This window comes from Enterococcus sp. DIV0183, assembly GCF_050541505.1.
GTDB classification, from domain to species: domain Bacteria; phylum Bacillota; class Bacilli; order Lactobacillales; family Enterococcaceae; genus Enterococcus; species Enterococcus faecalis.
Genome location: NZ_CP172932.1, coordinates 588,870 through 612,050, shown reverse-complemented (window position 1 = coordinate 612,050; position 23,181 = coordinate 588,870). Strand labels below are relative to the sequence as shown.

Below are 23,181 nucleotides of genomic sequence, written 5' to 3'. Positions count from 1 at the left end.
TATACCAGATATCTAAAAAAAAAGCTTAGGTTTTCAAGAAAATCATTAAATTACCTATATTTGCTTTTCCTATAACAAAAAACTTCCAGCCCCTTTCATCTGAGCTGGAAGTTTCTTGCTACTGTAAAATTTTCTCCGCGATAAAGTGTGTATATTGCTCGCCACCTGCCACATTTGGATGAACTCGGTCATCATAAAACCAATCATCATGGGCGTTACTATAATTAAACCAGTCAATGACCGTTAAGTTATCGTATTTTTTGTCCATTTGACTAAGTAAACTATTCACTTGATTTTGCCATCTTCTAGTTGGGACGCGAACATTAATCCAATAAACTTTTCGATTACCTAACGCTTTCATAAATTCATCAAATTGTGCCTCTGTAAAAGGACCATTTGTACCTAAACTCACTAAAACAGTATCTTTGAGCATTTTCTTTTTGTCTAGTTCACCAATTAGTGAAATGCTACTATACAATTGACGGCCCACTTCCCCATCGATAATCATTTTAGGGAAAATATCTTGTAACCCGCTAGCACCATCTAGAATAACAGAATCACCAATAGTTGTGATTTCTAAATTCTGCGCTTTTTTTACTTGCTCTGGTGTAAGTTGTGTGGGTAGAACGTCTTGGCTTTCACTCGGTTTTGTACTACTTTCTGTGGACGTGCTACTATTTTTCGTGCCACTTTCTTGGACTTCTTTTTTACGTTCTTCAATTTTTTGCTGATTTTTCGCAATATTTTTTTCTAGTTGCTCTTGTTGCGCACTTTTAGCGTTTGCTGGAGCCACAATTAAACCGAATACTGCAATCACGCTAATCACTGTCATAAAGGCCATTGTCCCTTTTTCACGAAGGTCCCACGGTTTCCGTAAGAACTCAGTGAATTGAGTCCAGACATCCTTATAAGACAATCGTGTCAGTGGATGTTCGATAAAACGATAAGACAATTCGCTCACGACTAAAATTAATGCTATTTCAACCAATGAATGTAGAAAAACATGGTCCGATAAGGTCTTAATTTTGGCCTCATAAAAAATCATGATTGGGAATTGATACAAGTAAATGCCATAACTCCGTTTACCTATCCACGTAAAGACTGGATTCGTTAACCAACGATTCATATCTGCCCCTGGATGTGCAGTGACGGCCACTAAGACAGTGGCTGCCAAACTAATTAAAAACATGCCGCCGTAATAAACAAAATTTGTATGATCTGATAATGTTAAAAAGGCTAACACTAAAAGAATTAAGGCACTTAAACCAGCGCCATTTAAGATTTTTTTAGAGGCTTCTGGAATTTCTTCTTTCAAACGTGTGCTTGGCCAAACATACGCCAATGCACTACCTAGTAAAATAGAAAAAACACGTGTGTCTGTTCCATAATAGACACGTGTAGGATCTGCGCCAGGAACATATAAAACGGCCATCAGCGTCACCGAAATTAAGGCGCCGATCAAAACTAAACTGAAAATTCGACCACGCTTACGAACAAAGCGTTCCAGAAGAATAAAAAGTAATGGCCAAATTAAATAATTTTGCGCTTCAACTGCCAATGACCAAATATGTACAAATGGCGATTGTGTCGCAAATCCATCAAAATAAGAAAACCCTTTAAAAATTTGCCACCAGTTGTTGTAATAAAAAATACTACTAGCGACAACGCTGCGAATATTGTTTAATAAATCCTGCTGAAAGAGTGTAATATAACTAACTGCACTTAAAAGCATCACAATTAATGCTGGATACAGCCGTTTCATCCTTCGCACATAAAATCCTTTTAAATCAATGGTCTGATTTTCTGCCCATTCTTGCCGCAACAAGTCGTTAATAAGATAACCTGAAACAACAAAGAAAATCGGAACACCTAAGTAGCCACCTCGCATGACTTTGGGAAAAAGGTGATACAAAATCACGCCAATTACAGCGATCGTCCGAATGCCATCAAAACCTGTAATATAGCGTTTTTTCTTGCTATTTGCTGTCTGATTCATTTGTGCTTTCCAACTTTTCTATAAAATTATTCTTTTCCTTTATTTAAAGAAGCAAGTAACTTTAATATACGTTTTTTCCTAGGAAATGGCAAGCAAACTTTGCCTCCTTTAGGCTTTTTTTACAATTCAAAAAACCAACATTTTTTAAATCACAAAAAAACAACCAAAGCTTATGAAAATCACTCATAAGCTTTGGTTGTTTACTCATATCGTTTTCGTTTAGATGAAGATGGAATCCCTAGGGCTTCACGATATTTTGCCACCGTTCGTCGGGATATTTCCATGCCTGAATCTTTTAATCGCTCGACTAATTTTTGATCAGACAACGGTTTACTTTTTACTTCTTGATCAATTAATTTTTGTAGTTGCTTTTTAACCATCGTTGTTGAGACATCCTCGCCATCTTCTTCTGATGAAAGAATACTTGTTGAGAAGAATGAGCGCAATTCAAAGACGCCAAACGTGGTTTCTAGATATTTTCCATTGACCGCACGACTAACTGTCGATTCATGAATAGACAAAGCATCCGCAATTTCTTTTAAAGTCATTGGTTTTAATGGCCGATCTGCTTCTAAAAAGAAGGCTTCTTGACGGCGCACAATTTCTTGCCCTACACGTAAAATTGTATCCCCCCGCTGATTCACTGCGCGCTCTAACCATTCAAATTCGTTTTTCTTATCCTTAATATATTCTTGGACTTCTTTGTCGTCAGTCTCTTGCATTCGTTTGAAATAATTTTCTTGAAAATTTAATGTCGGTCGACCAGCTTTGTTGGAAATCACCACTATTCGATCTTCCTTGATTCGGACAGTTAAATCTGGTCGAATATACAATTCCTCGGTCGCATCAAAAATATTCCCTGGCGCTGGCGATAACGTTTGTATATAATCAAAAATCAATTGAATTTCTGCTAATTCAATCCCAAATTTTTTAGCTAACGGGCCCCATTTACGACTCACTAAGGCATCAAACTCTTCCTCCAATAAAATATACGCTAAATTAGGCGCGGTATCGTCTCGTTCTGTTTGTAGCATCAAACATTCTTGTAAATTGCGTGCCCCCACACCTGCTGGATCTAGCTGTTGTAACAAAGTTAATGCATCTAGCATTTGAATGGCGTTTGCTTCGGTTTTCTCTGCCGCTTCTTCTAACGAAATCGTTAAATAACCATTCACGTCTATATATTCTACTAAAAACAATACCAATGTTCGCAAGTATGTATCGCGGTAATTCAAATGAATTTGATCAATTAAAGACTCAAATAATGATAAATGATAGTCTGGAATTTGATTCATATAATTATTTTCTTCGTCTTGGTTGGTGTAAGAACGACTAGTTATCGGAAAATCTGTGGTGTACTGCGTGTCTACTTGTAAATCAATTAATGGATTCTCTAGTGCTTTCGCTTCAACAAAGGCAGCCAGTTCTTCCGTATTAAATTGTAAAATTTGAATGGATTGTTGAAGCTGTTGAGTCATGGCCAACTTCTGGACTTGTTTTTGTTGTTGGGACATTCGTTGCTCAAATTTCATTATTTTCGTCCTCCCTCTTGTAATTTTTGTCAATATCAGCTAAACTAGTATTCGTGCCGCGCCCTTAGTGTAGTGGATATCACGTAAGATTCCGGTTCTTGAGACGGGGGTTCGATTCCCTCAGGGCGCGTTATTTAAATATGTTGATTTATCAACGTTTCTGGACACTCTTTATTCATCTAAAGAGTGTTTTTTTCTTGTTTAGGAATGATTTTTCTATCCGTAGTTTTTTTAAATGTTGCTTGTGGCAAGCTCAATCGCACTTAACGCGACAACATTTGTTCTGCTTCAGCTACAAATCCAATAAGGTTAAAACTCCTCCGTTCCTATTGTAACGCATAACGTTTCCTTTTTCTATCTGCTAAACAAAGTATTACGACAAGCAAACACCTGCTTCTCTCTTAAAGATCCCTTTCTGATTATATAGTAAATTGCTTTTAATTTGTTAATTATTTTACCTAAAACTTGATACCCTAATTAAATAAAGAACCTGGGGCAAAAATCACTTTGGATTTTTGTCCCAGGCTTAAAACCTGATAATTGGCGAGAACAGAACCGTTCAGCTCCGACCTCTAAAATACTTAATTAGAAATATGCTACCCGCAATCACACCAATTATGATTACTAGCCAAAATAATCCACTTACAAGTAACAGCTCAGTTAAGGTCGTCTTCATATTCTCCTCCTTTAAATGGCCTCTGCTTTGTTTTGCTATGTAATTAATGACGAGATCAGACAACAGCTATCAAAAAAAACGGACCAACACGTGGTCCGTTTTCATTCATTATTAAGCTTTTACGATGTTCGTTGCTTGTAAGCCGCGTGGACCTTCTTCAGTATCAAAAGTTACTGCTTGGCCTTCGTCTAAAGTTTTAAATCCATCTGATTGAATAGCTGAAAAATGTGCAAATACATCATTGCCATCTTCACCTGTAATAAATCCAAAACCTTTGTCTGCGTTAAACCATTTTACTGTACCGTTGTTCATATATATTTCCTCCTAGTGCATAAAAATATGCAAGTTATTGCAAAAAATGTTGAGTGGCAAAAGGAGAAGTATAGTTTTTAAATATATAACTCAAATTACTTATCAAAATTGATTACTTAATTACTATAACACATTTATTAGGAATAAACAATGCCCACGACTTTTCCTTGGACTTTCTAAAATAATCAAAGATGCGCTTGACAAAGCCCTAGCAAAAGACACTCCTATTCTTTCTATTTCCAGTTAGTTTTGTTTAACTTTAAATAATCGCTACGCGTCAAATAATCAAATAGCGGAGCTAATCCTGGTGAAAAATTTACTTCCTCAAACCGCTTAATAAATTGTACGCCTTTAATTTTATTTGGTTCGTTCAGCGTAACTTTTCCTTGGGCTTGTTTAGCAAAATAAAAATGTCCTTGCCAAACGATTGAATCAAAAACGAGTGGTCCAGTAAAAATTTCTTCAAGTTCAGTAATTTCCACTGCTAATTCTTCTTTAATTTCACGAATCGCACATTCCAGCGCTGATTCACCAAGTTCTTGTTTTCCGCCAGGGAAATTCCAAGTGTCTGGCCGATCTTTTAAAATAAGAATTTCATCTGATTGATTTTTAAGAAGTACTCGCGAAAATTCTTTTTTCATTTCGTTTAACCCTCTTCTTCATTTTTTATTGAGAAGCCACACTTGGCAGCATAAAAATATAATGCAAAATACGATCCGCATACGACGGATTTTTTTCAAAGTCATTGACTTCTTCATTGACTAACTCCAAATCATCGGTAATCACTCCAGCAACGTCCATAAAGAGCATTTTACTTAGTACCTCTGAGTCATTAACTGTCCAAGCATAAACTGCTTTTTTCTGTTGGTCAGCTTTTAAAATGAAGGTATCGTTCAACGTGGTAGCTTCCATTGTATACAAATCAGCTTGTGTTTCTGGAAAAGTGAAATTATAGGGCAAAATAAAACTAACTTTTACTTTTGATTTGGCTTTTTTAAACGCTTTGATCACATTGTAGTCGAGAGATTGAACCTGATGGTTATTCTTTATCAAAGGACGTTCATATTTTTCAATAAAGTTAGATAGCGCACCTTGACTATCTTGTTTAGACGTTTTAATTTCTACTAGTAATTTTTGTTTGGCTTGGTTTGCTTTCGCTAAATAATCATCAAAACTGGCAATTGGTGCTTCTTGGCCATTTTCTTTAACGGTCATTTTTGTTAATTCAGCCAACGTAAATTCTTGCGGCGTGCCATCAACGCCGGCGAGTTCTTGAAGGTTTGCATCATGCATCACAACAAATTGATGGTCTTTGGTTTCTTGAACATCAATTTCAATATAATCTGGTTTAAATTTAATGGTTCTTTCCATAGCAGGAATAGTATTTTGCACGCCATTACTATTGGTGACCCCTCGATGCGAAATAATCAAAGGTTTTGATTCTAATAGCCCTGTTAAGTAAACAGCGTTGAAAATTATATAGCCGCCAAAAATGGTGAATAGTCCTAGGCCCATTCCGATAGTCACTAATTTATTACGTTTCGTTTCTTTGTCAAAGGCAACTTTTGTCGTCGTTTCTGCTTGAACATTTAATTGTGTATATAAGAAATTAATCAGTAATACTGAAAGCCAAGCATTAGAGACAAACTGTAAAAATTGGACAACCGTTAAATTTAAAATACCACCTAGCAAGCTAATGGTATCGCTCAAGGTATCTAACTTCAACTGTAGAAGATAAAGTAACACATAAATAACATACGTTGAAACAAATACCGCGATCGTCACAAATGCAATATTACGAATAATGAACCATAATCGTTTGTTTGTCATTGACCAACTAGCCTTAACTGCCTCGCCCGCTTTTTTTCTCTCCAGAATCATTAATGGAAGCGTGTAAATGAAACGAATAGCTAAATACCAGACTAATAACCCAAAGGCCAGTAACCCAACCAAGTATGGAATTCGTTGGGACAAAAATTCAACAATAAAATCTGGAATCACAAATTTCGTCAATAGATTACTTTGGAAAATCAGGTTACCAAAAGGGACAATGACAACAAAATAACCGAAAAAGAATAACCACGAACGGGCACCTTGCTTTTTAAGAACCTTAAAAGATGCCTTGGTAACTCCTTTAAAATGAAAACGATGGTCTTGCCGTATTTGAAAAATCCCTAATAATAAAAAGGTAAACTGATAAAAAACTGCACCTAAAAAAAGTAACAACAAGAGAATTAATAACACCAGAGCAAGCGGCTTTTCTAACAATAAATTCAGGTTATTAAACGAAAGATAAGGAATACCTTGAGTTTTTAGTGCGTTGGAAGTAGCCCAACTAAAAGCCCCACCCACCAATAATAATAAGACATTTAAAGTAAAAAATAACCATAAGTACTGCAAGATGTCTTTTAAAAATTGCCTTGTTCCATTTTTAAATGTTTGCCAAGCAGACATACAAACTCCTCCATTCTAAAAGTATCTGATTAAAGTTCTTCCATACGAATCCTAAATAAAACAACGGCAATCCAAATTGAAATAAATGATGGCAAAATAACAATAATGATTGCGACTGGCTCATCAATAGTTCCTTGTAACGTATTTTTTACTTCTGAAGAAACAATAAACTGATCAAAAATCACTTGATAAATAGTAACATAAATCAATACCCATTGAATATAATATTCAATTATTTTCATTAAAGCGATGGGTAAAACAATTTTTTTCGTCGTTAAATTCAATAAAAAATATAACAAAAGACTCGTACTGATGATAACGACTATCCCTAAAAGAAATAACGACTCTAACCGCTGCCCTATTACGTTTGCAACGCCTATTGTTAATAATAAATACATAGCTACCGAAATTAAGATGCTCACACTTAGCATAACAGAAAACAAAAGTAATGCCTTAAGAAAAAGCCACTTATCAACTCTTTTATTTCCAATCAATAAACCTAAAAGAATCACCGACAAAAGTAAAATCAATTCAATCATTCGTTCCTCCTCCCAAAACAAATGAAAACAAATTCATATGTTTGCGTTTATTTTATCAAACCAAAATGTATTTGTAAAATATTTCACATGTTATTTAATAAACGACTATTACTAGAAAAAAGACAAGCCAAGTTTCCTTTATTTAGGAAACTTGGCTTGTCTTTTTATTCTTTTTACTTCGTTATTTTTTGATAGTTTGCGAATAATTGATTCGCATCTCCTTCTCCATCAATTTTCTTGAGATGGCCGTTATCTATTTTAAACATAGATGGCACATGTAAAACTTTATTTTCTCGGATAAATGTTGACCATTCCTTCATGGTCTCTTTGTTGGTTAATTCTACATAGTAAACCTGTTTAGGTGCTTGCAATAGTTTCTCGAAATCCTGACAATCTGAACAGTTTTTCTTTTTTAAAACAACATAAAATGTTTCGCCAGAGTGTTTTTTTTCTTGATACTCATTGAAACTTAATTCCTTTTTATGCGGAATAAATGTAAAACCTACCAACAAACTAAGTAACAAAATTAACAGACTGAACGAAATTTTTTTATTCATGTTTTTTCTTCCTTTTTAGTTTGTCTAATTTTTTCTTTTTTTATTTTTTGTTATGCCAAAGCTAATAGCCACTATAAGGACAATTAAACCTGCGATCATGTAAAGTGGATTTACTGTTGTATTAGTCATTGGTAAATGAATTCCTTTACTTGCTGATTTTCCAAAATTGACTGGGTTCGTTGGTGCTTGATGATTTGTAGGCGTCAACGGTTTCTTCGGTTTTAACGGTTGTTTAGGTTCAGGTTTTTTTGGATCTTCTGGCGTTGGTGCAGGCGGTGTTACGGTTGGCTTGTTGGAATGTAACACGTCCCCTTCGTTGCCAAAGTTCAAGTCAGCTTGGTTGGGAATCCCGCCTTGTTCAATATAAGGCGCTAATTCTTCGTCCGTTACGTCAGTTTTAATTTTAGTTGTAATAGTCATTGTGTATGTATGACCACTCAAATAGTCATAGCTGTCTGCTTGTTTGTTCATTTCAAAAGTTACTTTGTTATTTTCTTGTGTTACTTTGCCATTAGCTGTAACATCTTTACCATTTTCATCAGTGACAACGACTTTTTGGATATCTAATAATTGGTTAATATCATCCACTAAACTGGCTTGTTGCCAAGTACTTGTTTCGTTACCAAAGGCTGTTTTGACATGCCAATCGAAACTATCTTCACGATTAGTTAAGTCTAAATGTTCTTGATTTTCGATATCTTTTGTAATCGTTGGATCTTCTGGCGTCACGTCACACGCATGCGCATTGTCATTTTTAGGAATCGTCGCTTCTGGAAATTCCTTAGCAATTGTTCCTTGATTCATTGTCCCACTACTTACAAGGGTTGCTGCATCAATCGCTGTATTTTCTTTGACTTCGTAGTGAATCGTTATGTTTCCTACGTAACCTTCTGTACTAGTTGCTGAAATGGTTTGTCCGTTAATTTGAACAGGCACATCATTTCCAGCATCGTCCGTAGCGGTCGCAGATTGAATATCAAATTGATCAGCAATTGTTAATGAAGCTGTTGCTGGTGTCGATTGCGCCAGACGATCTTTGACAATTTGTTTTAATTGGGTTGTAAAATCATCAATAGATTGGCTTGTAATAAAATCTTCTGGTGTGCTAGATCCTTGTTGCAACTCTTGTTTTACAAAAGGACCCACTTCTGTTTTATACTTATCAAAATATGAATTTACTGAACTTAAAGATTCAACACTTTCCCAATACGCATTAATCATTTCATAGCCTTGGTTAGTAATTTCTTGGTTTAACGCTAAAACTTCTGCTGCTGCACCTTGATAGTCATTACTATACTCAACCGAAACTTGAAAAGGATGTCTTGGATCTGGATATTCATTGATTGAATCATTGGTGTTGGTTTTATGCAAGTAACCATCTAAACGTGTATTAGCGACCCCATCTGTCACTAATAAGAAATATGTTTTTCGATTCGTTAAATCTCCGTGTGTTTGATTGTACGTATCTAAAGCAAGTTTCAATCCTGAGGCAGTTGGTGTACCACCATACGTCCGAACATCTCCAAATCCAGAGACAAATTGGCTTTTATCATGGGTTAATTGAGTATCAACACGCACATTCATATCATAATCAGCTGAATTAATTTTTACTTTTCCATCAGGAAATATAAATTGTTTTCCGCCACGATACGAAGCCAGCATCACGCGGTCTTGATCAGATAAACCTTGAACCACTTCATCAATCGCTTGTCTTACATGTGGAAAATTATCTGAAAAACTACCACTGGCATCTTCAACAACCACTAAATCAACCGGTTCCGTTTCACCCGCTTGAACTGGGAAAGCAGCTTGTCCTTCCAATATCCGTTTACAGTCAGCCAAACTGTCGTCTTTCACTTTCACCGTATTGGTCATTCCTTCTTTATCTCCTGCTTTAACCACTCCTTCGGCTAAAGCCAACGTGGGACTGAAATTTCCCACAACTGTTCCAGCGACAATCACCATTGTCGATAATAATTTCGTTGCTTTCTTAAACATTTTAATCCTCCCTATTTTCTTTCGCTAGTGTTTGGGACACTTGCTTCTCTTTACTTCAACTACAGCTCCTTAAATCTTTCATCAAGTCGATGTGTCTCCTTGCTTTTGTGACACATCTCTTACTCAATTTCTGATTCTATCACCTTTAAAGGCTAAAACTTGGCAGTATTCGGCTCTTGAAAACGTAAAATTTGTCTTTTAAAAATTAATGAAAAGACTATCCACTGACAAAGTTGGTTTTCACTTACTTTTTGCTACTTGATTCCTTTTAATGGTCTTTTTTACACAAAAAAAGTAAAAGAACCTTTACAGTCCTTTTACTTAATTGTTAGATGCTATTCATAATTTTCTTAGTTTTGTTCTATAAGCTGAATAGTTTAGCCTGTTTATTTCAACAATATTTGACGTTAGTCAGCCGTTTCGTTATAGTTAAAGAAAAGGCTTTTTGGTAGGAGTGAATACGATGAATGAGTGGCCCCATCAGTTAATGACGCTTTTAACCCCACTTTTTGAGCTATGTATTTTAGGACTGAATGTTTTTTCGATTATTGTTTTAGTTTGGGGTGTTTGTTTAGCAGGAAAAGATTTCATTAAAAGTGAACGACAAAATCAAAGCCGCTTTACCTTAACCAAAATGAATACGTTCATCAAAAACTTCCTTGGTAGCTACATTCTGTTAAGTTTAGAAATTTTAATTGCTGCTGATATTATTGAATCCATTGTCAAACCAACTTTTCAAGATATTTTGAAATTGGCAACCTTGGTGATCATCCGTACAGTTATTTCTTATTTCTTACATAAAGAAATTGAAGACACTATGACCGATATGGAACAACAAGAAAAAGAACCAGATACCCCAAAAAATTAGCGGGTACGCTGGTTCTTTTTTTATTTAATCGCTTTAAAATAATGAAGTGGTTCGTTAGACAAACGCTGCATTTTACGTTTTTTATCTTCAATAATTGCTAAAATCTCGTCTGAAAAATTTTCCAAAATAACACGGCCGCCTTTATAGGTGTGACCACCCATTTCAGCAACTTCGCTGGCCGTCAAAATGACTTTACGATGCGCAATTTTTTTGAAAAATTCTTCAATTAAGTACGTCGGTAAGTAAAAATTATTTTGAGCAGAAAATGATTCCAAATAAATAAAATCATCGATGCTGATGAAACAATCATCCATCGATAAGTATTCAATTGATCTGTCTATATATAATTCACGCTTTTGTAAAATTTCTTTGACTTTTTTATTTAATAAATTCAATGATTCAATTTCTTTAACCAAATGTTCTAGTTCACGATAACGTACTTCTTTTCGCTCTTTGTAAGATGAATGTAAGGCGGCACTTACTGTGACTATTAGCGCACCGACGATTACACCGACCATTCCGGCGATAAAAACAAACATATTTTTCCCCTCGCTCTTTTCTAATTTTCCATTTTAGTATAACATAATCCAAAAGTTTCGGATAAAAAATGACACAAAATTTTTCAAGCGACTTCGTTGACCTTTATTGACCAAAGAGGTATACTTTTCATAGGCATTCAAAGTGCTTTGTGATAGAATGACTTTAAAAGTTTCTTTATATAGGAGGATTTACTTATGAATTTAATTCCAACAGTTATTGAACAATCATCTCGCGGTGAACGTGCTTATGACATTTACTCTCGTTTATTAAAAGACCGCATCATTATGCTAAGCGGCCCTATCGATGATAATGTGGCAAACTCAGTGATTGCACAGTTATTATTCTTAGATGCCCAAGATTCAGAAAAAGACATTTACTTGTACATTAACTCTCCTGGTGGTAGCGTTTCTGCAGGCTTAGCGATTTTCGATACCATGAATTTCGTTAAAGCGGATGTCCAAACGATCGTATTAGGAATGGCGGCTTCAATGGGTAGCTTCTTATTAACAGCTGGTCAAAAAGGCAAACGTTTCGCTTTACCAAATGCGGAAATCATGATTCACCAACCACTTGGTGGCGCTCAAGGGCAAGCAACAGAAATTGAAATTGCTGCTCGTCACATTTTAGACACTCGTCAACGTTTAAATTCAATTTTAGCTGAACGAACTGGCCAACCAATTGAAGTGATTGAACGTGATACCGATCGTGATAACTATATGACTGCCGAACAAGCAAAAGAATATGGTTTAATCGATGAAGTAATGGAAAATAGTAGCGCCTTAAATTAAAAATAAAAAAAATGGAAACAGCGACAGTCGCTGTTTCCATTTTTTTATTTTTCAATGTATCCACGTAATTCTTCTTCAGTGACACTTTCGTCAAAGATATGCTCACCAATGATGATCGTTGGTACAAATTGAATGTGCGCCGCATTGGCTTCAGCAATCACTGCGGAAACAAGCGTTGCATCTTTTTGTTCTTTTAAGCCCAGATTTTTTTCAGCATACGTCGCTACTTCTTCTAAGGTTAAGTTTCCCCATTCATCTTGCGTAGCAAACATTTTATGCAATGCTGACAGTGCTTGTTCAGGCGCTGAATAGTCAATGTAGTGATGCATCACATTGCCGCGTTGTAAACTTTCTTTTTCTTTATCAAACAACTTAATGATACGTTCAACTTTACCACTTTTGACAGATTGTGCTAACAGTTCCTCAGACTCTTCAAACCATTTTCTGCAATAAGGACAGCGAACATTGATAAATTCTATCATTTTGACAGGGGCATTGCGCTCACCAATGTGAAGCCCTGTTTCTGCGTTAACTTTTGTTGCATCAATTACTGAAATATCCATAAAAAAACCTCATCCTTTCAAACCTTTATTTCTCTTTTAGTATACCGTTTTTCAATAAAAAAATCATAAGACACGAATTCAAATTTTCTGAATTCGTGCCTCTGTTCACTTTTTTAACGATTAATCGAACGAGCCATTCTAGCAACAGTATGTCTTTTCCCACGTATCGCATCAGAAAGCTCTTTAATATTTTCAATACCAACTAAGCCCATATTGGCATCGCCAATATGTTGAATATCTACGCCTAAAATTTTATTTCTAATGCCGATTGCTTGGATAACTTCAGGTTGAGCACTTTCTTGTGAAGTTCCAATGGCACTCATAACTAATTTTCCTTTTGAATGTGCAAAATCCACAACTTCTTTGACTTGTTGATCATCAATGCCCCAAACCGTGCCGACTGCTGGGACTAAGACAATATCAGCGCCCGCTTCAATAAATTGTTCAGCTGATTTTAAACTGACCACTGGTTCATCTACGCCTGAACTGTGCATTTTTCCGGCAATAATGATACCGTCAAAATGTTTTTTGGCTAAGGCCACGTTCTTAGCAATCAAGTCGTTGGTCACGCCAGTTCCTGGATTACCTGTCAATAAGATAAAATCCAAACCCAGTTCATTGGCTTTTTTGAAAGTAGCTGCTGATGCTTTTCTACCTGGTTCGATCGAAACTCTCGTTGAAGCTAAGTCTAAATTTTCATCAACAGGTTCGACATTCATGCCAATCGGTAAACCGACTAGTTCTTTCAAACGATGAACAACCTCATCATTAGGGACACATGTTTCCGCAGTATATTGCCCTTCATAAGCGGCTACTACAATCGGTTGATTAACATCGAAAACATTCAATAAAATCATGTCTGCGCCATATGCTTTTGACATTTCCGCACAAGTGATATCACCTGCTACGGATGGATGAACTACCACATTTTCCGATAAAATTACGCGCCCTTCGCTCGCTTTAATACTCTGAAACAGCTCTTCTTTTGACATCCGTTTGATTTCTGATGCATTTGCACTAATTAATCGTTGAACCATTTTGACCCCTCCAATAGTTTTTAATGTTTTAGTTAAAAACAGCAATAAGTAATCGCTTGCATTTTATTACATGCAACATTCGTGCCAACGTCCTTTCTTTAAACCACAGGTCAACACTACATTTCAGTGCTACACACTTTTTGCACACTTTAATTTTTTTTACACGCTTAAAGAAAAAGTGAAGGATAGCACTTCAAACGGAAATGTTATTCTTCACTTCTGGAGCAGAAAAGTTACGCACTTTTTTCTCGTAATTTTTCTGCAAATTCATTAATTTTGCGAATACGATGATTAATACCTGACTTAGAAATAGCTCCTGAAGGAATCATTTCCCCTAGTTCTTTGAGACTAACTTCCGGATACTCTAACCGTAATTCTGCGATTTCCTGAAGTTTCTCCGGTAATGACGTCAGCCCTACTGTACTTTCAATAAATTGAATATTTTCAATTTGTTTTGAAGCCGCATCAATGGTTTTATTTAAATTCGCTGTTTCGCAATTCACTAAACGATTTACTGAATTCCGCATATCACGGACAATCCGGACATCTTCAAATTTCAACATAGAGTTCGTGGCACCAATTAATGTTAAAAAGTCGGCAATTTTTTCAGCACCTTTTAAATAACAAATATACCCATTTCGGCGTCCCAATGTTCGAGCGTTTAAGTCATAGTAATTCAACATCTTACAAATATCATTATTGTGTTCTTCATAAATTGAAAAAATTTCTAAATGATAGCGACTTGTTTCCGGATTATTAACTGAGCCAGAAGCCATAAAGGCCCCGCGTAAATAGGAACGCATTTTTTGCGCGTTACCCATGATTTCATTTGACACATTGCCATTAAAAACGACCCCATCCATAATATCCAAATCAGCTAGAATTTTTTGTGTATCTTGTTTTAGACGCACAATGTAAACATTATTTTTCTTTAGTTTCATTTTTTTACGAACTAATAATTCTGCTTGTGCATGGTAATGATCTTTCAGCAATGAATACATTCGACGAGCAATTGCAGCATTTTCCGTTTGTACATTCAAGACAAACTGTTGATTAACTATGCTAAGTGAGCCGTTCATCCGAATTAATGCTGCTAATTCTGCTTTCGCGTGTTCTCGATGGACTTCTAAACCAGTTAACTCTTTTTTGACATCCGAGGCAAAAGACATCTAAGCTCCTCCTCTCTTGATTCTTTTGATTAATTAATATTTCGTTCCAAATACGATACGGAAAAGTTCTTCAACAACTTTTTCCCCATCATGAAAAACTCCGCCATCTCTTAATTCTAAAAAGTCTGTCGAAATGACTCGGCATCCTTCTTCACGTAATCCTTGAAAATCATGCTTTACTTGAACCAAATATTCATCATAAATTTCAGGATCCATGTAATTTTCTGGTACTTTTTCTGTATTAACCAGCACTGTATCAACAAACTGCGCTTGTAGATGTTCGTTTAAGACACGAACATGATCTGCATCCGTAAAATGTTCCGTTTCCCCTTTTTGGGTCATGATGTTACAAATATAGACTACTTCCGCAGCTGTTTGTTTGATGGCTTCACCAATTTCTGTAATAACTAAATTAGGTAAAATACTTGTAAAAAGACTCCCTGGTCCTAACACGACCATGTCTGCTTCTTCAATTGCTTTGACGACTTTGCGCGCAGCTCTTGGCTGTTCTTCTCCGTGTGTATTTGTTACAAACACATGGTCAATTGTCTTGCGATCCAGTGCAATTTTTGATTCTCCCACCGCCACTGAGCCATCTTTAAATACGGCATGTAACGTTAATGGCCGTTCTGATGATGGATAAATCCGTCCATCAACATGCATCATTTTTGAAAGCAATTGAATCGCTTCATACGTGCTTCCTCTCATTTCTGAGACAGCAGCAATGATTAAATTACCGATTGCATGATTGGCAAAATGACTATCTGATTTATCAAAACGATATTGAAAAATATCTTCATATAATTGTGGCATATCTGACAATGCAACTAAAACATTTCTTAAATCTCCCGGAGGTGTCATGTTATTAATAGAGGAACGAAGCTCGCCACTACTACCGCCATCATCAGCGACCGTTACGACGGCAGTAATATCAACACTTTGATTTCTTAAACTTTTTAAAATTACTGGCAAGCCTGTTCCACCACCAACAACCACAATCTTCGGTTTACGAATTCGATAGGTTTTCATTAAGAGCGATTAACCGTTTCTTTTCTTTTTAAGCGGTCGCGGTGGGTAATATTTACATGGTAATCTTCCTCTTTTAATTCAGCGCCAACACGTTTTGTCAATGCAACAGAGCGATGTTGTCCGCCAGTACAGCCAATTGCAATGGTGACGCTACTTTTACCTTCTTTTTTATATCCAGGTAAGACTGTTCGCAGTAAATCGATAAATTTGGTATAAAATTCATCTGTTTCTGGGAAGCCCATCACATAATCATAAACAGGTTGATCCATTCCAGTTAACGGCCGTAGTTCATCAATATAATGGGGATTAGGTAAAAAGCGAACATCCATGACGATATCTGCATCAATCGGCAAGCCATATTTAAAGCCGAAGGACACCATTTCCACTCGAAATTCGTGTGTCTCTCTCGTTGCTAGTTCTTTATTCAAACGTTCCCGCAATTGACGAGGGGACAAGTCCGTAGTGTCAATGACCAACTGAGCATCCGCCTTGATTTCTTCCAGCATTGCACGTTCTTTACGAATACCTTCTGTCACTAAACCATCCATCGCCATTGGATGCGCACGCCGTGTCTCTTTATAACGAGAAACCAACTCTTCATCGGTGGCATCTAAAAATAAAATCGTTGTATCAATAAAATTAGTATTTTCAAGTTCGACTAACATATCCTGAATTTCTCTAAAGAAGGTCCGTGAACGTAAATCAATCACTAACGCAATCTTGGTAACTTTTCCAGATTCTTTAATTAATTCCCAAAATTTTGGGATTAAGCTTGGTGGTAAATTGTCGATACAGAAATAGCCCATGTCTTCAAAGCTTTGAACAGCGACTGTTTTTCCAGCGCCACTCATTCCTGTAATAATAACCAGTTGTAAATTTTCTGGCATATTCAACACTCCCTTCACTTGCATCACTATATTATAACACCCCGGGCGTATCAAAGAAAGCTTTTCAATCATTCTTATAAAGATTTCTATTCTTTCATAGAAAAACAGCATTGACATTTTTGTCAACGCTGTTTTAATTGCTGAATTATACTATATAACTCTGTGTTATTTTAATACAAACTCAATTTCTGTTTTATCAGTAAAATTAGCTTCAAACTCAAATTGTTTTACTTGTTCATTCACGGCTAACTTTTTCGTAATGTGTTCTTTAATTTGTTCATTTGTAGCTGTTTTGATTGACAATCCATCTAAAAGAGTCATGATTTTGTCTTGTGCTGCCTTACCTTCTAATTCTAAATCAGCAGATTCATCTTCATACGTTGCTTCAATTGTTCCGTTCGATTTTATTTCATAGGTGAACTCAATTTCATTTTCGTCGTATTCGATTTCTACATCAATCTCTTGAAGACTGGCAACAGTTGGTGTCGGTGTGGTTAGTTCATTGTCTGCTGTTTCATGGTCTCCACCAACTTCAGGAGTTACGGTTTCCCACTTAAAGGTGCCAATTTTAGCTGTTGCTAGATAGGGATTATTAATGGTAATGACTTTCAATTGAAGGTCTGAATGGTTGGCGATATCTGTTAAAATCCCCAGAGCCTGATATGTATTTTGTGTAAAACGTGTCGCAATATTTTGCGCATCAATTGTGGAATAGCCTAATGTTTCCCAGGTGATTTGTTGCTTTAATTCCTGATGAATGGCTTGTACTGTCGCCGGCTCCAATTGAATGCCCGTTGCTTCTTTTAAGTCTTTCTTGGTAAAACTCATTACTTTTTCATGGTCTGATTGTGAAATTAAAGTAGCTGCTTCCATTGTGTTACTATGTACAAAAGGTGTGATTCCGATAGCTAAGACCATTCCTGCTGTTAATAAACTTGTTGTTATTTTTTTGTTTTTCATTTAAGACTTCCCTTCGTGTTCATTGTTATTTTGTTAACAAACATAGTATATCTTTTAATTACACATTAAGTCAACATTTATTTTTAATTTTTATTAAAAAATATTTGTTATTTTATAATAAAAGAACCTTGTTTCCCATAAAAACAAGGTTCTTTATCTAATCATTAATGTTTATTTCAGAACACGTTTTAAATAATATCCTGTGTAACTGTCTTTGACTTTAGCAACTTCTTCTGGTGTTCCTGTCGCCACGATCGTCCCACCACCGTCGCCACCTTCTGGCCCTAGATCAATCACATGATCCGCAGATTTGATGACATCTAAGTTATGTTCAATCACTAAAACGGTATTGCCCGCTTCCACTAAACGCTCTAATACTAGAAGCAATCGCGCAATATCATCGGTATGCAAGCCTGTTGTTGGTTCATCCAGAATATAAAAGTTTTTCCCATTAGAATTTTTATGAAGTTCACTCGCTAGCTTCATCCGCTGTGCTTCTCCACCAGATAAAGTAGTTGCTGGCTGCCCCAATGTCACATAGCCTAAGCCTACATCCACAATTGTTTGCAATTTACGATGAATTTTAGGGATATGTTTGAAAAATTCTACGGCATCTTCCACCGTCATATCTAAAATATCAGAAATGTTTTTGCCTTTATAATGAACTTCTAACGTCTCAGAATTATAACGTTTGCCATGACAAACTTCGCAAGGCACATAGACATCAGGTAAAAAGTGCATTTCAATTTTGATGATACCATCCCCGCGACAAGCTTCACAACGGCCACCTTTGACGTTAAAACTAAAGCGGCCTTTTTTATAGCCACGAACCTTGGCTTCATTTGTTTGGGCAAACAAATCGCGAATGTCATCAAAAACACTAGTATAAGTCGCTGGATTACTTCTTGGTGTTCGACCAATTGGACTTTGGTCAATGTCAACAATCTTTTCAATGGCTTCATAACCAGTGATGCTTTTGTGTTTCCCAGGTTTATTGGAATTACGATTTAATTTTTGGGCCAGCGCTTTTTTCAAAATTTGATTGACTAAAGTACTTTTCCCTGAACCTGAAACGCCTGTGACAGCAACAAATTCACCCAGCGGAAATTCAACACTGACATTTTTTAAATTATTTTCACTGGCACCAGTGACTTTGATCGCTTTGCCATTGCCTTTGCGACGTTCTTTTGGCACAGGAATCACTTTTTTCCCAGAAAGATATTGTCCAGTCAATGAATGCGGATTTTTAGCAACCTCTTCCGGCGTACCAGCGGCTACAATTTCACCGCCCAGATGTCCAGCGCCAGGTCCCACATCAATCAAGTAATCCGAAGCCATCATTGTATCTTCATCGTGTTCCACCACAATTAATGTATTGCCTAAGTCCCGCATTTTTTTCAATGAGTCAATCAAGCGGTCGTTATCTCGTTGATGCAAACCAATTGATGGTTCATCTAAAATGTAAAGGACGCCTGATAAGTTTGATCCAATTTGTGTTGCTAAGCGAATTCTTTGTGCTTCTCCGCCAGAAAGTGTGCCGGCAGCTCGACTTAAGGTTAAGTAATCTAACCCGACATTTTTTAAGAAGGTTAACCGATCTTCGACTTCTTTTAAAATTGGCCGAGCAATCGTTGTTTCTTGTTCAGATAAAGACACACCTTCAAAAAATTGGACCGCATTTTTTATTGCTAATTCACTGACTTCACCAATGTGCGTGCCATTGATTTTTACAGCTAAAGCTTGCGGATTCAAACGATACCCTTGACAGCTTCGACAAGTCAATTCTGTCATGTATAATCGCATTTGATCTCGTGTAAAATCGCTATTTGTTTCATGATAACGTCGTTTAATATTTTTTAAAATACCTTCAAATGGTACTTCCACATCACGAACACCACCAAAGTCATTTTCATAATGAAAATGAAAGTTTTTCTCGCCAGAACCATTTAAAATAATTTCTTGTTGGTCTGCAGGTAATTCTTCAAATGGCGTATCCATATCAATCCCAAAACTGGTGGCTGCTTGTTCCAACATTTGTGGATAATATTGGGAACTAATAGGGTTCCACGGAACAATGGCTCCTTCTCTCAAGGTTTTAGTGGGATCTGGAATCACTAAGTCTTTGTCCACTTCTAATTTAACACCTAAACCATCACAATCGGGACAAGCGCCAAATGGTGCATTAAATGAAAACAAGCGCGGTTCCAATTCACCGACTGTGAACCCACAATAAGGACAAGCATAATGTTCACTAAACAACATCTCTTCTTGACCAATCACATCAACAATTGCGTAACCTTCAGCTAAACGCAAAGCCGCTTCAAACGAATCAAACAACCGAGAGCGAATGCCTTCTTTCACAACGATACGGTCAATCACAATCGCAATATCATGTTTTTTATTTTTTTCAAGTTCTGGTGCCTCACTAACATCATAGGTTTCACCATCCACCCGCATTCTGACATACCCTTCACGTTGGATCATTTCAAACACTTTTTTATGTTGGCCTTTTTTCTTGACCACAACAGGCGCCAAAATTTGAATTTTTGTTCGCTCTGGTAGCTCTAAGACTTTATCAACCATCTGTTCAACAGACTGACTGGTAATTTCAATATGATCGTTAGGACAAATTGGATGACCTACCCGAGCAAATAACAATCGTAAATAATCATTGATTTCTGTGACCGTCCCCACCGTTGAGCGTGGGTTTTTACTTGTCGTCTTTTGATCAATTGAAATAGCTGGACTTAAACCATCGATGCTGTCAACATCTGGTTTATCCATCTGTCCCAAAAATTGTCGCGCATAAGCAGAGAGACTCTCTACATAACGTCGTTGCCCTTCTGCGTAAAGCGTATCAAATGCTAATGAACTTTTGCCAGAACCAGATAGTCCAGTTACAACAACCATTTTGTCACGAGGAATCGTGACATCAATATTTTTTAAGTTATGGGCGCGTGCACCATGAATCACAATTTTATCATTTGCCATATATGTTCTCCTTTTACTAAATCTCTTACGTCAAATCATTTCAAGTCATTCTATAGAGAAAAGATTAGTAAAAGATACGATGGTTCATCGTATCTTTTACTTAATCCATTGGTTGACTTATTTGGCAGCTTTCAATTCAAGAATGGTATCTCGTAATGTGGCTGCAGTTTCGAAGTCTAATGCTTTGGCTGCATCTTTCATTTCTCTTTCAAGTTTCATTAATAAATCAGCTTTTTCTTGTCTTGATAAATCTTCATATGATTTATCCAATTGAACCACTGTTTCATCTTTATCAGCTGTTTTGGAAATAGAAATCAAATCACGAATTTCTTTAATAATTGTTTTTGGTTCAATGCCATGTTCTTCATTATATGCTTCTTGGATTGCCCGACGTCGTGCCGTTTCATCCATAGCTCGTTGCATCGAATCGGTGATTTTATCTGCATACATAATGACTTTTCCTTCAGCGTTCCGGGCAGCCCGTCCCATCGTTTGCACTAACGAGCGTTCACTACGTAAGAAGCCTTCTTTATCCGCATCTAGAATCGCAATTAAGGAAACTTCTGGCACATCGATTCCTTCACGTAATAAGTTAATACCAATTAGAATATCAAATTCGCCTAATCGTAAATCGCGAATAATCTCCGTTCTTTCCAGTGTTTTTATATCACTATGCAAATATTTAACTTTTAAGCCTAATTCTTTGAAATAGTCGGTTAAATCTTCGGCCATTTTCTTCGTTAAGGTTGTGACAAACACCCGCTGATCTTTTTCGATCCGTTCATGAATTTCGCCCACCAAGTCATCAATTTGACCCATAATTGGGCGGATTTCTACTTCTGGATCTAGTAAACCTGTTGGCCGAATGATTTGTTGAACAACCGTCTCTGTTTGTTCCATTTCATAAGGGCCTGGTGTTGCCGATACATAAACAATTTGGTTTACATGTTGTTCAAATTCTTCTAAACGAAGCGGTCGGTTATCAAGTGCACTTGGTAAACGGAAACCATAGTCCACTAACATTTGTTTCCGTGCTCGGTCGCCATTATACATTCCTCTAATTTGCGGCATTGTTACATGAGACTCATCGATTACAAGTAAGAAGTCATCTGGGAAAAAGTCCAACAGCGTATATGGCGGTTCCCCTTCTTGGCGACCATCCATATGTCGAGAGTAATTCTCAATCCCTGACGTATAGCCCATCTCTCTCATCATCTCAATATCATAGTTGGTTCGCTGTTCCAAACGTTGAGCTTCCAATAATTTATTTTCACTGCGAAGCACTTTCAAACGTGCCTCTAATTCTTCTTGGATCTGCGATATGGCGTGTTCCATATGTTCTTCGTTCGTCACGAAGTGTGTTGCCGGAAAAATAGCGACATGCTCTGTTTCGCCGACAATTTCACCAGTTAACGCATCTACTTCACGAATTCGATCAATTTCGTCTCCGAAAAATTCAACACGTAGCGCATGCTCATCCCGTGAAGCTGGGAATATCTCAACCACATCACCGCGGACACGAAAACGCCCCCGTTGAAAATCAATATCATTTCGTTCGAATTGAATATCGACTAAGCTTTTTAGTAACTCATTACGATCCATTTCCATTCCCACACGTAATGAAACAACTTGTTGACTGTATTCCCGCGGATCCCCTAAACCAAAAATACAAGAAACTGATGCTACCACGATGACATCGTTTCGTTCCAATAAAGAACTTGTCGCTGAATGGCGTAGTTTATCAATTTCATCATTAATACTGGAATCTTTTTCAATATATGTATCACTTGAGGGTACATATGCTTCTGGTTGATAATAATCATAGTAACTGACAAAATACTCGACCGCATTATCTGGGAAAAATTCTTTAAATTCCCCGTATAATTGTCCAGCTAGTGTTTTATTATGTGCAATCACTAATGTTGGTTTGTTCACTTCTTGAATCACATTAGAGATTGTAAATGTTTTACCTGTTCCGGTCGCTCCAAGTAAAATTTGAGCTTTTTCTCCACCTTTGACACCGTCAACTAGTTCAGCAATAGCGGCTGGCTGATCTCCGGCAGGCTCATATTTAGAAGCCAAATGAAAGGTATTGGAAGTTTCTCTTTCGATCATTTATAACTCCCCCTCAAAGTGTCTAATTTCTCTTAAATTATCGGCCCATTCTGGCAGAATGTCCACTTATTAGTTTAACATACCGAACATATTTTCGCCACTTTTGCTGTTTCGGACTTCAACTGATCTTAATCTTTTGTTCTTAATTTTTATGTCACATTTTATAACAT

General features: G+C 36.7%; 19 protein-coding genes and 1 tRNA gene. 3 read left to right on the top strand and 17 right to left on the bottom strand.

What is annotated here, in order from left to right; all coding sequences use genetic code 11:
- Positions 1-118: 118 nt before the first annotated feature.
- Positions 119-1,996 (bottom strand): acyltransferase family protein, encoded by a 1,878-nt coding sequence (locus tag IGK72_RS03125; protein ID WP_023895513.1) that lies wholly within the window; start codon positions 1,994-1,996, stop codon positions 119-121.
- 200 nt (positions 1,997-2,196) lie between these two features.
- Positions 2,197-3,528, bottom strand: coding sequence for an RNA polymerase factor sigma-54 (gene rpoN, locus IGK72_RS03120; RefSeq protein ID WP_023895514.1), 1,332 nt, complete (start codon positions 3,526-3,528; stop codon positions 2,197-2,199).
- A 58-nt stretch (positions 3,529-3,586) separates the two neighbouring features.
- Here rpoN and IGK72_RS03115 point away from each other — a divergent pair.
- Positions 3,587-3,658, top strand: a tRNA-Arg gene (locus IGK72_RS03115).
- A 657-nt stretch (positions 3,659-4,315) separates the two neighbouring features.
- Here the strand turns inward: IGK72_RS03115 and IGK72_RS03110 are convergent.
- From IGK72_RS03110 to IGK72_RS03085, 6 genes are all read right to left on the bottom strand, one after another.
- Entirely contained in the window at positions 4,316-4,516 is a 201-nt protein-coding gene (locus IGK72_RS03110; protein ID WP_002355647.1) for a cold-shock protein, read from the bottom strand.
- A gap of 233 nt (positions 4,517-4,749) precedes the next feature.
- On the bottom strand, positions 4,750-5,157 hold the full coding sequence (locus tag IGK72_RS03105) for an NUDIX hydrolase (protein WP_023895516.1): 408 nt from the start codon (positions 5,155-5,157) through the stop codon (positions 4,750-4,752).
- Between the two features lie 25 nt (positions 5,158-5,182).
- Complete coding sequence (locus IGK72_RS03100; RefSeq protein ID WP_070416155.1) at positions 5,183-6,970, bottom strand: glycerophosphoryl diester phosphodiesterase membrane domain-containing protein; 1,788 nt, start codon at positions 6,968-6,970, stop codon at positions 5,183-5,185.
- A 29-nt stretch (positions 6,971-6,999) separates the two neighbouring features.
- Positions 7,000-7,509, bottom strand: coding sequence for an SA1002 family membrane protein (locus IGK72_RS03095; RefSeq protein ID WP_002358746.1), 510 nt, complete (start codon positions 7,507-7,509; stop codon positions 7,000-7,002).
- Positions 7,510-7,682: 173 nt separating this feature from the next.
- The gene (locus IGK72_RS03090) at positions 7,683-8,066 is read right to left on the bottom strand and encodes a bacteriocin (RefSeq protein WP_002358745.1); all 384 of its coding nucleotides are present in this window, start codon (positions 8,064-8,066) and stop codon (positions 7,683-7,685) included.
- A gap of 24 nt (positions 8,067-8,090) precedes the next feature.
- A complete protein-coding gene (locus IGK72_RS03085) occupies positions 8,091-10,064 on the bottom strand; it encodes an isopeptide-forming domain-containing fimbrial protein (RefSeq protein WP_070416156.1) in 1,974 nt (657 codons plus the stop codon).
- A 463-nt stretch (positions 10,065-10,527) separates the two neighbouring features.
- Here IGK72_RS03085 and IGK72_RS03080 point away from each other — a divergent pair, with 463 nt between their 5' ends.
- On the top strand, positions 10,528-10,932 hold the full coding sequence (locus tag IGK72_RS03080) for a DUF1622 domain-containing protein (RefSeq protein ID WP_002383026.1): 405 nt from the start codon (positions 10,528-10,530) through the stop codon (positions 10,930-10,932).
- Between the two features lie 20 nt (positions 10,933-10,952).
- Here IGK72_RS03080 and IGK72_RS03075 read toward each other — a convergent pair whose 3' ends face one another.
- A complete protein-coding gene (locus tag IGK72_RS03075) occupies positions 10,953-11,471 on the bottom strand; it encodes a hypothetical protein (RefSeq protein ID WP_010820681.1) in 519 nt (172 codons plus the stop codon).
- A gap of 195 nt (positions 11,472-11,666) precedes the next feature.
- Here IGK72_RS03075 and clpP point away from each other — a divergent pair, with 195 nt between their 5' ends.
- Entirely contained in the window at positions 11,667-12,260 is a 594-nt protein-coding gene (clpP, locus tag IGK72_RS03070) for an ATP-dependent Clp endopeptidase proteolytic subunit ClpP (RefSeq protein ID WP_002355633.1), read from the top strand.
- A gap of 44 nt (positions 12,261-12,304) precedes the next feature.
- Here clpP and IGK72_RS03065 read toward each other — a convergent pair whose 3' ends face one another.
- The 8 genes from IGK72_RS03065 to uvrB all read right to left on the bottom strand — a co-directional run bounded on the left by IGK72_RS03065 (position 12,305) and on the right by uvrB (position 23,011).
- Positions 12,305-12,823, bottom strand: a complete 519-nt coding sequence (locus tag IGK72_RS03065; RefSeq protein ID WP_010820680.1) for a DsbA family protein — start codon at positions 12,821-12,823, stop codon at positions 12,305-12,307.
- A gap of 113 nt (positions 12,824-12,936) precedes the next feature.
- Positions 12,937-13,860 (bottom strand): PEP phosphonomutase, encoded by a 924-nt coding sequence (locus IGK72_RS03060; RefSeq protein WP_002358737.1) that lies wholly within the window; start codon positions 13,858-13,860, stop codon positions 12,937-12,939.
- A gap of 233 nt (positions 13,861-14,093) precedes the next feature.
- Positions 14,094-15,029, bottom strand: a complete 936-nt coding sequence (whiA, locus tag IGK72_RS03055; protein ID WP_430619621.1) for a DNA-binding protein WhiA — start codon at positions 15,027-15,029, stop codon at positions 14,094-14,096.
- A 33-nt stretch (positions 15,030-15,062) separates the two neighbouring features.
- Positions 15,063-16,058: a gluconeogenesis factor YvcK family protein gene (locus IGK72_RS03050; protein WP_002355627.1), complete on the bottom strand. Its 996-nt coding sequence runs from the start codon at positions 16,056-16,058 to the stop codon at positions 15,063-15,065.
- Entirely contained in the window at positions 16,058-16,945 is an 888-nt protein-coding gene (gene rapZ / locus IGK72_RS03045) for an RNase adapter RapZ (RefSeq protein WP_430608896.1), read from the bottom strand. Before rapZ ends, IGK72_RS03050 begins: the two co-directional genes overlap by 1 nt.
- Positions 16,946-17,110: 165 nt before the next feature.
- Positions 17,111-17,905 (bottom strand): YusW family protein, encoded by a 795-nt coding sequence (locus IGK72_RS03040; protein ID WP_002370766.1) that lies wholly within the window; start codon positions 17,903-17,905, stop codon positions 17,111-17,113.
- A 171-nt stretch (positions 17,906-18,076) separates the two neighbouring features.
- The gene (uvrA, locus tag IGK72_RS03035) at positions 18,077-20,896 is read right to left on the bottom strand and encodes an excinuclease ABC subunit UvrA (protein ID WP_002361280.1); all 2,820 of its coding nucleotides are present in this window, start codon (positions 20,894-20,896) and stop codon (positions 18,077-18,079) included.
- A gap of 117 nt (positions 20,897-21,013) precedes the next feature.
- Positions 21,014-23,011: an excinuclease ABC subunit UvrB gene (uvrB, locus tag IGK72_RS03030; protein ID WP_002355618.1), complete on the bottom strand. Its 1,998-nt coding sequence runs from the start codon at positions 23,009-23,011 to the stop codon at positions 21,014-21,016.
- Positions 23,012-23,181: the final 170 nt, after the last annotated feature.